Consider the following 12,770-nt stretch of genomic DNA (forward strand, 5'->3'; position numbering starts at 1 on the left):
GAGCAACAAAGAAATTTTGCTGTTTCGTATTAATAAGTCTATGCATTTTTCATATACATTTTATATTGAGTCATTTCTAAATTAAGGAGAGAATACATGTGGACATAATCGTAAGACCGGGAGATTCACTTTGGCATTTCAGTGAAGTGTTTAAAATACCGCTTCAACTAATTTTAGATTCCAATGAAAATATAAATCCCCAATTTTTAAGAGTTGGACAACGCATTCGTATTCCTGGTTTTGTGACCATCGACTATCAATTGAAACAAGGGGACTCTTTTTGGCAAATTGCACAGAGTCAAAACCTCTCCCTAGTCGCCCTCTTACTCGTTAATCCAGGTCTCAATCCAAATCGCTTACAAATTGGTCAGATGATTCGTATACCACAACGTATTACGTGGCGTTTAGTTGATGGTAAGCAAAATTATACGTATACCCGTATGATGAATGATCTTAATAAACTAATTGATGCTTATCCTTTTCTTCACAATTCAACTATTGGCAGTTCCGTTTTAGGGAAAGGTCTACCTGAGTTGTTGATTGGCAATGGAGCTAAACGTGTTCACTATAACGGCTCCTTCCATGCAAATGAATGGATTACTACACCTATTATTCTAACATTTTTAAACGACTATTTGCTCGCCCTCACCAACCAAAGTAGCATTCGTGGCATCTCTCCATTCTCTCTTTACCAGCAAACCTCTCTTTCTATCGTACCTATGGTGAATCCTGATGGAGTGGATTTAGTAATACAAGGTCCCCCAAATGATACAACATTAAGAAATCAATTAATTACATGGAATAATGATAGCTCTGATTTTTCTGGCTGGAAAGCAAACATCCATGGCATCGATTTAAATGATCAATTCCCTGCACAATGGGAGCTAGAAAGTGCCCGTAACCCTAAGACACCAGGGCCTAGAGATTATGGTGGTGAAAGACCTTTATCTGAACCTGAAGCTATTGCGATGGCTGACTTGACTAAACTACGTGATTTTTCAAGAGTACTAGCCTTTCATACACAGGGGCGTGTTATTTATTGGGGCTTTGAAAATCTTGAGCCTCCAGAATCAGAGGTACTTGTGAATGAATTTAGTAGAGTCAGCGGCTATGAACCCATTCAATCTGCAGGAAGCTATGCAGGCTATAAAGATTGGTTCATCCAAGATTGGCGTAGACCTGGCTTTACCGTTGAGCTAGGAAGCGGTACGAATCCTTTGCCAATCAGTCAGTTTGACGAAATTTATGAGGAAGCCCTCGGAATTTTTCTTGCTGCATTATATATGTAAAAGTATTGTTTCAGCTCCATTCGCTATGAAATTGTCCTTTGCGGCATTTCAGCGAATGGAGTTTTTTCATGAAGAGGACTTCGACATAATTGCTAAAAAGGAAAAATAAATTACTTTGACAGGTAGAGTAATGTTTGCTACTATTACTCTGACAGATAGAGCAATAAAATAAAGTAGGTGACTTATGGTTCGCAGTGATATTATCCGAGGACATTTGGATTCGATTATTTTACGGCTAATTTCAGAAAAAGATCGTTATGGCTACGAAATTTCTCAGGAAATAAGTCTCCGTACAAACAATCGATTTCAAATCAAGGAAGCAACTTTGTATGCCGTTTTTCAACGTCTCGAGAAAAAAGAAATTATTGAAGCCTATTATGGAGATGTTTCACATGGAGGCAAAAGAAAGTATTACCGTATTACCTCATTAGGTAAAGCCTATTTAAATGAGTTAGTGAAAGAATGGTCAGAAGTAAAGGAAATAATCGATTTATTTATGGAGGGCTTTGAATGAAAAGAATAAAAAACCATATTGATGAGCTTTTTAAGGATATTCCTCGTAATAACGAGACTGAAATGGTCAAACAAGAAATCATTGAAAATCTTGAAGAAAAAGTATTTTACTTGATGGATCAAGGAAAGGAACAAGAAGATGCCATCAATAAGGCGATTGTAGAATTCGGAGATATTGAAGATTTGAAAAAGGAATTGGGTGTTAAGGAGCCTGCTAAGAAAAACATGGCAAAACTAAATTTAGAGTTTTCCATCTGGGGGAGTGGCTTAATCATTGTATTTTTTATCTTTATTAATCTTTATTACACTCCACATACAATTTGGGCTATCTATCCAATCTTCGCAATACTTTGGTGGCCTTTATCAATGTACTTTGTATGGTCACGTAAGAAATGGGGTGAATGAACATGAGGAACTTTATTAACTTTTCTTTAGCCGGGAGCCTGATGACCATGATCTTTTTAGGAATCGTCAATTACACGACATCACCGCAAACAATGTGGTTTATATATCCTTGCCTGCTGCTCTTGCTATGGCCAATTACGCTATTTTTTATGTCTAATAAAATGTATAAACAATACTCTATCGTTTGTAGTGCAATGATTATCGCATTTCTTATCGTTGAAAATTATTTATATGCACCAAATCATTTATGGTTTATCTATGCTATTTATCCAATTATCTGGTGGCCGATTCTTATGTACTTAGGTGAAAAAGCAAAAACTTTAAAAACAGCACTCATCGGCTGTGCTTCCACAATTATTTATTATGCATTCCTGAATATCATGCTGTCTCCTCAATATCCTTGGGCGATTTATCCCGCATTTTTAATTATGTGGTGGCCTCTAGCTTTATATCATGCTCAACGGAAAACGTTTGTAGCATTCTCCGTGACAGCTTCATTGCTAATTAGTAGCTTTTTCATTATTGTTAACGTTGTTTCTTCACCTACGGTTATATGGGCAATCTACCCTATTTTTGTTACGCTATGGTGGCCGCTAAGTATGTACTTTTATGTGTATAAAAGAAAAATGTATCAAGCTACCTTTACGAAACGCATGTAAAGAAGGGATTCTATGAAAGCTATTAAAAAATTCGTCAAATATCTTGTCATTATCATGGGCTCCTTACTTTTACTAGCACTTCTATTCCCAACATGGACATCATCTATAAAGGGAACTAATAGCATTAGTACATTAGAGCAGGTAGCAATTAACGACAGTGACCATGAAATTATGATACGTGGGCAAAACAAAGATAATCCTGTGATCATCTTTGTTCACGGTGGACCTGGCTGTTCTGAAATTCCCTATGCCAAAAAATATCAAGATTTGTTGGAAACCGAGTTTACCGTGGTCCATTACGATCAACGGGCTAGCGGGAAATCCTATCATTTTTTCGAGGACTATTCTAATCTTTCATCTGACTTGCTTGTGGAGGATTTATTAGCACTGACTGATTATATAGCTAATCGCCTAGACAAAGAAAAAATCATCTTAATCGGTCATTCCTATGGTACATATATTGCCACACAAGCAGCTGCTAAAGCTTCTGAAAAATATGAAGCCTACATTGGTATTGGTCAAATGAGTAATACCATTGAAAGTGAAATGGATAGTTTACAGTACACCATCCAACAGGCTCAACTCAAAGGGAACACAGAAGATGTTGTATATTTACAAAGGTTAACGGAAGACATTAATAAGGGTAAGACATTTACACCCCGCCATTACGTAAATAAATATGGAGGAGCCACAAGAAACATTGATAACCCTGACGGCAATATGTTAGGAATGCTATTCAGTACAGAATATAATTTATTGGATATGATCCGCTACAACAAAGGCCTATCATTATCTCAAGAAGCATTATTAAAAGAGGTCATGCAACATCCATTACCTACTAAAGTTAATAGACTAGACCTCCCCTTCTATTTTGTAATGGGTGACTACGACTATCAAACATCATCGAATACCGCTAAAAAATACTTCGACCAAATAGATGCCGAGAAAAAAGAATTTATAGCATACGAACACTCTGCACACTACCCACAGTTCGAAGAAAAAGATAGATTTTTTGAATGGATGCGTGTGACTTTTAAAAAATAAACTTTTTAAGAGCTATTCTATGCTTGGAAAGATTTATTTAATTGCTATATAATTTAATCATTAAATATTTTAATGGACGTGATTATATGGCAGATAGTCTACACAATGTAGAAATCATTATGAAAGAAATGCTGGACATTCAGCAAAAATCAAAAATGTTTGTGGAACTTTTAACTAAAGGGGAAGCATTGTCGCAAAACCAATTGATTTTACTTCTGCAACTAAAAATAAATAATGGAATGAAGGCAACAGAAATCGCTGACTTCTTTAGTGTAACACCTGGAGCTGTAACTTCCATGTGCGATAAGCTGGAAAAGCTAGAGCTGATTCAACGAATTAGAGAAAATAATGATCGTCGTGTTGTCAAAATGGCTTTAACAAATAATGGTGATCAGAAGGTCCAAGAAATTTTCTTAAAGTTTTCTCAGGATAAACTGGCAGACATGGCTGACATCTTACGTGAAGTAAATCAATTAATGAATAATATTTTTTAGGATTTCAACAAATTGAAATCCTTTTTTTATTGGCCAAATTTTAGGGAATCCTTTTGTTCTTGACAAAAGGGAGCTGCATATAATTTAATTAATATATATTTTAATAATTAAAATATATATTAATTAAATTATAATGAGGTGATTTTTTATGTTTCAAAAACTTCGTACGCTAACATTAACGAACGGTCGCATTAAACATCTGGATACTGGGTATGAGCAATTAAATATTCGAGGAGCTGTAGCTTTACATCAAGAAGTACACTTAAAAAAGGTGTCCACTCATGGTCATAGCTCCTTTTATTGCTCTGTTACTGCCCAGGTATTTAACAGTTCAGGCTCATGCACATTAAAGGATTATTGTGAGATCGAAGAACTAACAAACGCTGGAAACATTCAAATACGTAATGGATGTGTCCACAAGATCAATAGTTCTGGGAAATTCATAATTGAGGATAAATTACAGAGCAGACGGTTCGACGCTATTGGTGTAGTAAAAGCTGAAGAAATAGTGGCTAATCATTTTCAGTTGAAATTATCGGGGGAAAGTGAAATTAGCAAACTACTAGCGGACAATGTAGTGATAGAAAAAGATCGAGTGACACTTCTTCCATTATTTAAGAAAAGGTTAAGTTGCCATACAATCAAAGGAAAACAACTACAACTATCGTATACAGATGCACAGATTGTTGACGGCGAAGTAGTTAGAGTGGGAGAAAACTGTCTAATTGAGACGCTTTACTATACAGATGATTATACGATTGCTTCAAACGCAAAGGTATACCACATTATACGGAGGGAAAAAGAATGACATTCCTAAAAATACTACAAGCCTTTTTTTGCTCATTAGCCCTAATTGTCTTATCCGTTCTTTACATTGGCTTACTTGTAAGTGCTGTTCTATCTATACTCGCTGGCATTTTACGAACATTCGGACTAGATCAAATTAAAATGAGCATCTGGTATGATGTAGACCTCCCTATTCTATTCAGCATCCCCCTAGCACTGCTAGTAGCTGTACTACTATTCCTTTGTGCTACCTATATCAAACGCTCTATGGTATTTTGTTTATCAAAGCTTCGAATTTAGATAACATGATTAAACAATCTTTCATTTTCTTTAATCTAGTGTATTCAAGCACAATTGGAACTCCGAGGATTGACAATAAAAGTCATGAATTAATATTTGTTACTAGTTTTAGAAAAAGGCGTATTCTTAATGGAATATGCCTTTTTACATTTTTAATAGTAGACATAGTAATGTCTTGTAGTTTAATCATCTATAGATTGGCCTCCTTCATACATTTATAAAGAGTATAGAAAACAACTACTACAAAACAACAGGATATAGGACTACAGTTTAATCAATAACAACTGATATTTATATTCATTTTCATGGTTCTTTTATTAAATAAGCAACTAGATTAGACATTTCCCAGGAAAAGATATTTGCAAAATAAAAAGCCCTCAATCCTGAATAGATTGAGGGCCTGTCTTAAACGCTTATATGAATTGCCTTTATTTTAAACAAAGAGCTTTATCTGTTGTTGCATTAATTTCTTTTAGAAGCTCTGGGTTTTCTGCTAATGATAAACCATAAGATGGAATCATTTCTTTAATTTTTGTTTCCCACTCTTTAATATGTTGAGGGAAACATTTATTAAGAACTTCAAGCATAACATGCACAGCAGTAGACGCACCTGGTGAAGCTCCAAGTAAAGCTGCAATCGATCCATCAGCAGCACTTACAACTTCTGTACCAAATTGGAGTGTTCCTTTACCGCCAGCTTCTGTATCTTTAATAACTTGTACACGTTGACCAGCTACGATAATATCCCAGTCATCGCTCTTCGCATTTGGAATGAAATCACGTAACTCTTCCATACGTTGTTCTTTTGAAAGCATAAGCTGTTGGATTAAATATTTTGTTAATCCCATCTCTTTCACGCCTGCCGCTAATAATGTTGTAATATTATGCGGTTTTACAGAAGCAAATAAATCCATATTTGAACCCGTTTTTAAAAACTTAGGTGAGAAACCTGCGAATGGTCCAAATAATAATGATTTCTTATTATCAATATAACGTGTATCAAGATGCGGAACTGACATTGGTGGAGCACCAACTTTTGCTTTTCCGTAAACTTTTGCATGATGTTGTTCAGCCACTTCTGGATTATTACATGCTAAGAATAGACCGCTAATTGGGAATCCACCAATATGTTTCCCTTCAGGAATACCCGATTTTTGTAATAATTCTAGGCTTCCTCCACCAGCTCCAAGGAAGACAAATTTTGCTGAATGATATTCCATTTTACAGCCGTCTAAATCATGCACACGTACTTCCCATGAACCATCACTAGCTTGTTTTAAACTTTCAACACTATGGTTGTAGTTAACATCCACATCTTTTGATTTTAAGTGGTCAATTAACATACGTGTTAAAGCACCAAAGTTAACATCCGTACCCGTGTCAATTTTTGTTGCAGCAATGTCTTCACCCGCTGGACGATTCTCCATAATAAGTGGAATCCATTTTTTTAGTGTTTCAGGGTCATTAGAAAATTCCATTCCTTCAAATAAAGGATTTTTTATCATCGTTTCATGACGTTTCTTTAGAAACTCAACATTTTCTTTCCCTTGTACTAAACTCATATGTGGTAAAGGCATAATGAAGTCTTGTGGATTATTGATCAGCTTATTGTTTACAAGATACGACCAAAATTGTCTTGAAACTTGGAACTGTTCATTAACATTAATCGCTTTTTTGATATCGATTGATCCGTCTTTTTTCTCTGAAGTGTAGTTCAGCTCACATAATGCAGCATGTCCAGTTCCCGCATTGTTCAATTCGTGAGAACTTTCTTCGCCTGCTTTCTCAAGCTTTTCGAACACTGTAATTTTCCAATCTGGTGCTAATTCTTTGAGCAATGTTCCCAAAGTTGCACTCATGATTCCGGCACCAATTAAGATAACATCTGATTTAATTTGTCTGTTACTCATTTTTACCTTCCTTATATGTTAAGATTTGCAGAAAGGATGTTAGCACTCCCGCTTTAGAAGTACTGTAAGCCATGGAGCAACCTTGGAGCACACCATTTCTGTATCAATTATTACCTTATTGCAGTTTATCACAATTAGTTCAAGAATAAAATATCAACTATTTATATGAGAGTTATCAGCTTTTTTCGAGCCTTTCCATTCATAACTCAAGCAAAAAAACCATTTTTTATTCTAGTTAAAACTTGGGTTTTTTAAGCTTTATGGAATAATCGCCCCAAAAATGGTTGACATTTTCATAAAAAATAGATTCTTTTTATTATTATATCTCTATAATAACATAGCGATAGGCAGCCCGTCTTGTTTTTGAACTAGCTCCCCATTCTTCAAGATGAACTGTCGATTGGGCTTTTAATATGCCCGCCATCACTATGAAAACCACCCATTTGCAGTAACACATAATCGACTAATGCTTCATATAATGTCATCACCTGTTGTGCGTTGTCCTCCCACAGCATGGACAAACATGTTTTTAAAAGCCACATCTGGAAATGCTAGCTTACTATATTTTTGAAAATAGATTGGATCTTCAAGATAGGCATAGATTTGATAAGAAGGGATCATTTCTACATTCAAAAACTGACAGTACTCCATAAACAAATTTGCTAATTCGTTATGATAGGTAAAGTTAAAGTCTTTTCTCTCTTGCTCATAACAGTCCTTTAAATTATCCAGTGCATTCCATACTCCATATTTTTTTATTTCTAATATTGTTTTATTCATTACTTTATATTTTTTGAGTCACTCTTCTGCTTCAAATTTTAAGTTTTTTATTATTCTAGTATAATCAAATACTATTCTACCTGTTTTAAATTGCACCATCGACATGGTTCTCTGTTTATTAAAATCATCTTGGTAATACTTTCGAATTTGAGCTGGTGGATTCGCAAAGTATTCAATCAAAAAGACATTCACTACTCGATTGCCTCTTTCTCTCCACTCCACATGATCTGCCAAAATAATATGTATATCGCTATCAGAGCGTTTTAAGGGGTACCCTGTAACATAACTCCCACAAACTAGTGCTCCTACGACATCCTCTCGATCTTTCCAATCTTTCAAGAATGTTTCAAGTGCTAATGTCCATTTGTCCATCGATCATGGACTTCCTTTTTACTATGTAATTTTTTATTCTATACTATTCAAACAATAGAAAATCCATAATGACGTTTTCTGTTTTAATTTAATTGGTTACATGTAGGATAAAGATTATCCTAATGAAAAAACCGCACTCTTTTAGGTACGGTTCTCAACATGCTAAAATAAATTAGATAAAAATGTTTGTATTGATGTAGGTAATAGCTGAAAGAATAATCCCTCATATTTAATATCGAGTATACCAGCAATAACAATGACAGCAAAAATTAAAAACAGAAAGATTTTCTTATTTTTAGAAATCCACTTCAATAGATTCCACTCCTCTAGCTTTATAGTAAACATTTTCAGTATAGATGGGTTCATAAAAAATAGTAATCCCTAGTTACTGCCTGTCACCTAAATTTCCTATACTACATACATTAAAATGATACGGTACAATTTAGAATTATGTAAGAAGGGAATGACTATGGTCAATTTTAAATCTTTTCGTGGTGTCGTCACACAAATCAGTGATTTTCCAGTAGGGCAAAACGGGGATAAGGAAGGTTGTTATAAAATGATGACCTTAGAAGATGGAGCTGGCGGGGTCGTCAACTTTGTTATTTCTCCTTCTACTTATTTTGTTCATCATGAAATCGTTACGACAGGGGAATGGGTCACAGGCTATTATGATGGGGATGCACCTGTACCAATGATTTATCCGCCCCAATATCGTGCTTTAATTATTGTTAAAGATAGCAACTATCAAAATGTAAAGGTAGATTTTTTTAATCATCAATTGCTAAGTAGTGATGGCCAATTGCAATTAAATCTTTCTCCTACTACTGTTATCTCGCTTAAAAATGGGCAGCCCTTTTCTAAAAGCCCTGCCAATCGAAACCTCATTGTCTTTTATGGACCTACCACTCGGAGCATTCCTGCTCAAACCACACCATACGAAATCATTGTTTGGTGTTAACCTCATCATTGAAATAAGCAACGGCTTAAAACTCACTACGAGAATTTAAGCCGCTTTCCTCTGTGATTACCTATTCATATCATCTTTCATTTCATGTAATTGCTGTTTAATCTGCTCTAGGCTTTCTTTATTTTGCTGCACAATATCCAAATGTTCACCATATTGCTCTGCATTGAAACGTGCATTTTCAGCATGCTTTATTTGATTGAAAGCGTGCTCTAGCGCTATTTCCTCTGGATGTAATTTAGCATGCTTCAACAAACGATCTGCCTTTAGCACTGAGTTACTAAACAATGTACTAGGATGGTCTTGCTTCCAACTTGTATCGGAGTGTTTAGCCAATGTATACATCTTCCCTTCTTAAAAAGTTTCATTGTTCTAGATGTAGTATTATAAATTGATTCGAAAATATGTATGGTAAATAATCTGTGACATCCGAGATCCTCCCAACACAATATTTCCCAGGCTATATTTAAAGAACTAAGGCATCCGCTGCCTTAGTTCTTTTCCCAATGTCATGAATAGTTGTCAAATATCAATTAGTGCCATGCAGTCCGTTCACTGACAGGTTGCTTGATGCCTGTTTTCCCTTGTGTTTCAGCAAAATTATTGACCTGTGCTGAAGACGCATCAAGCTCAAATTCAGCTCCAAACTCTTCCTGATGGAGTTTTTGACGCTGTTTATTTGATTTGTTTGCACTACTCGTTCCAGTTGCTTTTGCATTGTTACGATTTGTTTTCATATTTGACATAACCATCCTCCATCGAGTATTTGAAAAGCTCGAACATCGACTAAATGTTTTATGAACTTTTCATTCTCAAGTTTGTCCATAGAGCAATAAAACAATGTGCATTAAATTTTTTATTTAGCTAAGTATAGTGTTGAAGCTTTTTTCCATTTCTAATTGTTAGTAAGTCGCTTGCAATCTTATTTTCTTTCTGACTATAATACTTGTATACAAGTATACTCAAAATCAAAAAGGGTGATTTTATGAGCGAATCTAAGGACTATTTATACCCACAAAAATGGCTTTCTAAAGCTTCAACAGGCGATCGTGTAGCCTATGAACTTAGAATGCGCATTATTTCAGGCTTAATTGAAAGCGGTACCATTCTTTCTGAAAACAAACTAGCAGCTGATTTTGAAGTAAGTCGTTCACCTATTCGTGAAGCCTTAAGAATACTAGCGTCTGAAAATATCATTCGATTAGAAAAAATGGGCGCTGTTGTCATTGGTTTATCAGAAAAGGAAATTGAAGAAATTTATGATGTTCGTTTGTTGATTGAAACATTCGTGTTTGAACGTCTCATAAAAATGGATACAACTAGCTTAGCAATGGAGCTGAGTAAAACATTAGAAATGATGAAGGTTGCCATTAAATATAATGATGCCGACGAATTTTCTTATCAGGATGTTATGTTCCACGAGGCCATTATTCGCTCCATCGATCATTCCTATATAACGATGATTTGGAATAATCTAAAGCCAGTAATGGAAGGCCTTATTTTGTTATCTATGCGCATGCGCTTCCAAGAAAAATATGAGGATTTCACTCGTATTGTGAAAAACCACGAGCTGTATATTGATGCGATCAGAGCAAAAGATCGAGAGCTCATGATTAAATCCTTACATGAAAATTTTGATGATGTTCAAGGCAAGGTAGAAGATCTATGGCGGTCACAGCAAATGCTATCTAAAGGGGTTGAGCCACAAAATGACTAACTATATGTTAGGTGTTGATATAGGGACTACTAGCACCAAAGCCGTATTATTTAGTGAACAAGGCAAGGTTATTCAACAAGAGAATATTGGGTATCCATTATATACACCTGATATTTCAACAGCTGAGCAAAATCCAGAAGAGATTTTTCAAGCTGTGCTGCAAGCCATTACCCACATTATGAAAGTCCATTCTGACAAACCATTATTATTTGTTTCCTTTAGTAGTGCTATGCATAGTGTTATTGCTGTAGACAAGGATGATCAACCCTTAACACCTGTTATCACTTGGGCGGATAATCGTAGTGAGGCATGGGCACATAAAATTAAAGATGAATGGAATGGACATGAGGTTTATAAAAGAACTGGTACACCTATTCATCCAATGTCTCCATTAAGCAAAATTACTTGGCTTGTAAATGAGCATCCTGAAATTGCTCGAAAAACAAAGAAATACATTGGCATTAAAGAATATATTTTTAAGAAGTTTTTCGATCAATACGTTGTGGATTATTCTTTAGCTTCATGTATGGGTATGATGAATCTCCATACATTAGATTGGGACGAAGAAGCTTTAGCCATTGCAGGTATTACGAAAGCACAATTATCGACTCTTGTACCTACAACGCAATCGTTTTCTAACTGTAATGTCCGTTTAGCTAAACAAATTGGTATTGATCCTCAAACACCGTTTATCATTGGTGCAAGTGATGGCGTACTGTCCAATTTAGGTGTTAACGCAATTAGAGAAGGTGAAATTGCTGTCACAATTGGGACAAGTGGTGCTATCCGTACCATTATCGATAAGCCCAAAACAGATGTGAAAGGTAGAATTTTCTGTTATGCCTTAACAGAAAATCATTGGGTTATCGGCGGACCCGTAAACAATGGTGGTATGGTATTACGCTGGATTCGTGATGAATTTGCTTCTTCTGAGATCGAAACAGCCAAAAGACTAGGTATTGATCCATATGAAGTGTTAACAAAAATTGCAGAACGTGTAAGACCTGGTGCTGATGGACTGCTATTCCATCCTTATTTATCAGGTGAACGTGCACCTTTATGGAATCCAGATGTACGTGGTTCATTTTTCGGTTTAACAATGTCACATAAAAAAGAACATATGATACGGGCGGCTCTCGAAGGGGTTATCTACAATTTATATACGGTCTATTTAGCATTACTCGAGTGTATGGAAAGCCCGGTCACACGTATCCAAGCAACAGGTGGTTTTTCACGCTCTGAGATTTGGAGACAAATGATGGCTGATATTTTTGAATCGGAAGTAGTAGTACCTGAAAGCTATGAAAGTTCCTGTCTCGGTGCTTGTATTTTAGGCTTATATGCTATTGGAAAAATCGATTCCTTTGATGTTGTCGCTGATATGGTTGGTGACACTTATAAGCATACCCCAATCGAAGAGGCGGCCAAAGAATATAGACAATTGCTCCCCATTTTCATTCGTTTATCTAGAGTATTAGCAGATGATTATGCGTCAATTGCTCATTATCAAAGGAGCTTAATTAAGCCCGACTAA

General features: G+C 35.6%; 17 protein-coding genes. 11 read left to right on the plus strand and 6 right to left on the minus strand.

From position 1 onward, the window contains the following. The first annotated feature begins 98 nt into the window (after positions 1–98). The 8 genes from V6670_RS22590 (at position 99) to V6670_RS22625 (ending at position 5,490) form a co-directional block, all read left to right on the plus strand. Positions 99–1,289 (plus strand): M14 family metallopeptidase, encoded by a 1,191-nt coding sequence (locus V6670_RS22590; protein WP_141904557.1) that lies wholly within the window; start codon positions 99–101, stop codon positions 1,287–1,289. A gap of 184 nt (positions 1,290–1,473) precedes the next feature. Further along, a complete protein-coding gene (locus tag V6670_RS22595) occupies positions 1,474–1,803 on the plus strand; it encodes a PadR family transcriptional regulator (protein WP_036119488.1) in 330 nt (109 codons plus the stop codon). Beyond that, positions 1,800–2,207, plus strand: a complete 408-nt coding sequence (locus tag V6670_RS22600) for a permease prefix domain 1-containing protein (protein ID WP_338652165.1) — start codon at positions 1,800–1,802, stop codon at positions 2,205–2,207. The genes V6670_RS22595 and V6670_RS22600 overlap by 4 nt, the downstream gene beginning before the upstream one ends. Before the next feature lie 2 nt (positions 2,208–2,209). After that, positions 2,210–2,866 carry a hypothetical protein gene (locus V6670_RS22605; protein WP_141904559.1) on the plus strand — a complete coding sequence of 219 codons (657 nt, stop codon included), beginning with the start codon at positions 2,210–2,212 and terminating at the stop codon, positions 2,864–2,866. Positions 2,867–2,878: 12 nt separating this feature from the next. Further along, positions 2,879–3,910 (plus strand): alpha/beta hydrolase, encoded by a 1,032-nt coding sequence (locus tag V6670_RS22610; RefSeq protein WP_338652166.1) that lies wholly within the window; start codon positions 2,879–2,881, stop codon positions 3,908–3,910. Positions 3,911–3,996: 86 nt separating this feature from the next. Further along, entirely contained in the window at positions 3,997–4,404 is a 408-nt protein-coding gene (locus V6670_RS22615) for a MarR family transcriptional regulator (RefSeq protein ID WP_338654730.1), read from the plus strand. Positions 4,405–4,552: 148 nt separating this feature from the next. Next, a complete protein-coding gene (locus tag V6670_RS22620; RefSeq protein ID WP_338652167.1) occupies positions 4,553–5,212 on the plus strand; it encodes a hypothetical protein in 660 nt (219 codons plus the stop codon). Then, on the plus strand, positions 5,209–5,490 hold the full coding sequence (locus tag V6670_RS22625; protein ID WP_141904563.1) for a hypothetical protein: 282 nt from the start codon (positions 5,209–5,211) through the stop codon (positions 5,488–5,490). Before V6670_RS22620 ends, V6670_RS22625 begins: the two co-directional genes overlap by 4 nt. Before the next feature lie 428 nt (positions 5,491–5,918). Here the strand turns inward: V6670_RS22625 and V6670_RS22630 are convergent, their stop codons facing one another. From V6670_RS22630 to V6670_RS22645, 4 genes are all read right to left on the minus strand, one after another. Continuing rightward, positions 5,919–7,400 carry a malate:quinone oxidoreductase gene (locus tag V6670_RS22630; RefSeq protein ID WP_036127138.1) on the minus strand — a complete coding sequence of 494 codons (1,482 nt, stop codon included), beginning with the start codon at positions 7,398–7,400 and terminating at the stop codon, positions 5,919–5,921. Positions 7,401–7,871: 471 nt separating this feature from the next. Beyond that, positions 7,872–8,180: a hypothetical protein gene (locus V6670_RS22635; RefSeq protein WP_338652168.1), complete on the minus strand. Its 309-nt coding sequence runs from the start codon at positions 8,178–8,180 to the stop codon at positions 7,872–7,874. Positions 8,181–8,198: 18 nt separating this feature from the next. After that, positions 8,199–8,552, minus strand: a complete 354-nt coding sequence (locus V6670_RS22640) for a nucleotidyltransferase domain-containing protein (protein WP_338652169.1) — start codon at positions 8,550–8,552, stop codon at positions 8,199–8,201. A gap of 162 nt (positions 8,553–8,714) precedes the next feature. Next, the gene (locus tag V6670_RS22645; RefSeq protein ID WP_338652170.1) at positions 8,715–8,864 is read right to left on the minus strand and encodes a hypothetical protein; all 150 of its coding nucleotides are present in this window, start codon (positions 8,862–8,864) and stop codon (positions 8,715–8,717) included. Between the two features lie 157 nt (positions 8,865–9,021). On the opposite strand from V6670_RS22645, the gene V6670_RS22650 reads away from it, so the two are divergent. After that, the gene (locus tag V6670_RS22650) at positions 9,022–9,513 is read left to right on the plus strand and encodes a hypothetical protein (protein WP_141904564.1); all 492 of its coding nucleotides are present in this window, start codon (positions 9,022–9,024) and stop codon (positions 9,511–9,513) included. Between the two features lie 66 nt (positions 9,514–9,579). Here the strand turns inward: V6670_RS22650 and V6670_RS22655 are convergent, their stop codons facing one another. Both V6670_RS22655 and V6670_RS22660 read right to left on the minus strand, forming a co-directional pair. Next, positions 9,580–9,855: a hypothetical protein gene (locus tag V6670_RS22655; protein WP_036127166.1), complete on the minus strand. Its 276-nt coding sequence runs from the start codon at positions 9,853–9,855 to the stop codon at positions 9,580–9,582. A gap of 197 nt (positions 9,856–10,052) precedes the next feature. Next, positions 10,053–10,265 (minus strand): hypothetical protein, encoded by a 213-nt coding sequence (locus V6670_RS22660; RefSeq protein WP_058844097.1) that lies wholly within the window; start codon positions 10,263–10,265, stop codon positions 10,053–10,055. Between the two features lie 239 nt (positions 10,266–10,504). Between V6670_RS22660 and V6670_RS22665 the strand changes: the two genes are divergently transcribed. Together V6670_RS22665 and gntK are read left to right on the plus strand one after the other, a co-directional pair. Beyond that, entirely contained in the window at positions 10,505–11,236 is a 732-nt protein-coding gene (locus tag V6670_RS22665) for a GntR family transcriptional regulator (protein ID WP_141904565.1), read from the plus strand. Next, positions 11,229–12,770: a gluconokinase gene (gene gntK, locus V6670_RS22670; protein ID WP_141904566.1), complete on the plus strand. Its 1,542-nt coding sequence runs from the start codon at positions 11,229–11,231 to the stop codon at positions 12,768–12,770. Before V6670_RS22665 ends, gntK begins: the two co-directional genes overlap by 8 nt.

Origin of the sequence: Lysinibacillus sp. Y5S-8 (assembly GCF_036894365.1) — a bacterium.
Classification (GTDB): domain Bacteria; phylum Bacillota; class Bacilli; order Bacillales_A; family Planococcaceae; genus Lysinibacillus; species Lysinibacillus fusiformis_D.

Coding starts and splice junctions, on each gene's coding strand:
- V6670_RS22595 (WP_036119488.1), top strand. CDS start 1,474: ATGGTTCGCAGTGATATTATCCGAGGACATTTGGATTCGATTATTTTA.
- V6670_RS22600 (WP_338652165.1), top strand. CDS start 1,800: ATGAAAAGAATAAAAAACCATATTGATGAGCTTTTTAAGGATATTCCT.
- V6670_RS22605 (WP_141904559.1), top strand. CDS start 2,210: ATGAGGAACTTTATTAACTTTTCTTTAGCCGGGAGCCTGATGACCATG.
- V6670_RS22610 (WP_338652166.1), top strand. CDS start 2,879: ATGAAAGCTATTAAAAAATTCGTCAAATATCTTGTCATTATCATGGGC.
- V6670_RS22615 (WP_338654730.1), top strand. CDS start 3,997: ATGGCAGATAGTCTACACAATGTAGAAATCATTATGAAAGAAATGCTG.
- V6670_RS22620 (WP_338652167.1), top strand. CDS start 4,553: ATGTTTCAAAAACTTCGTACGCTAACATTAACGAACGGTCGCATTAAA.
- V6670_RS22625 (WP_141904563.1), top strand. CDS start 5,209: ATGACATTCCTAAAAATACTACAAGCCTTTTTTTGCTCATTAGCCCTA.
- V6670_RS22630 (WP_036127138.1), bottom strand. CDS start 7,400: ATGAGTAACAGACAAATTAAATCAGATGTTATCTTAATTGGTGCCGGA.
- V6670_RS22635 (WP_338652168.1), bottom strand. CDS start 8,180: ATGAATAAAACAATATTAGAAATAAAAAAATATGGAGTATGGAATGCA.
- V6670_RS22640 (WP_338652169.1), bottom strand. CDS start 8,552: ATGGACAAATGGACATTAGCACTTGAAACATTCTTGAAAGATTGGAAA.
- V6670_RS22650 (WP_141904564.1), top strand. CDS start 9,022: ATGGTCAATTTTAAATCTTTTCGTGGTGTCGTCACACAAATCAGTGAT.
- V6670_RS22660 (WP_058844097.1), bottom strand. CDS start 10,265: ATGTCAAATATGAAAACAAATCGTAACAATGCAAAAGCAACTGGAACG.
- V6670_RS22665 (WP_141904565.1), top strand. CDS start 10,505: ATGAGCGAATCTAAGGACTATTTATACCCACAAAAATGGCTTTCTAAA.
- gntK (WP_141904566.1), top strand. CDS start 11,229: ATGACTAACTATATGTTAGGTGTTGATATAGGGACTACTAGCACCAAA.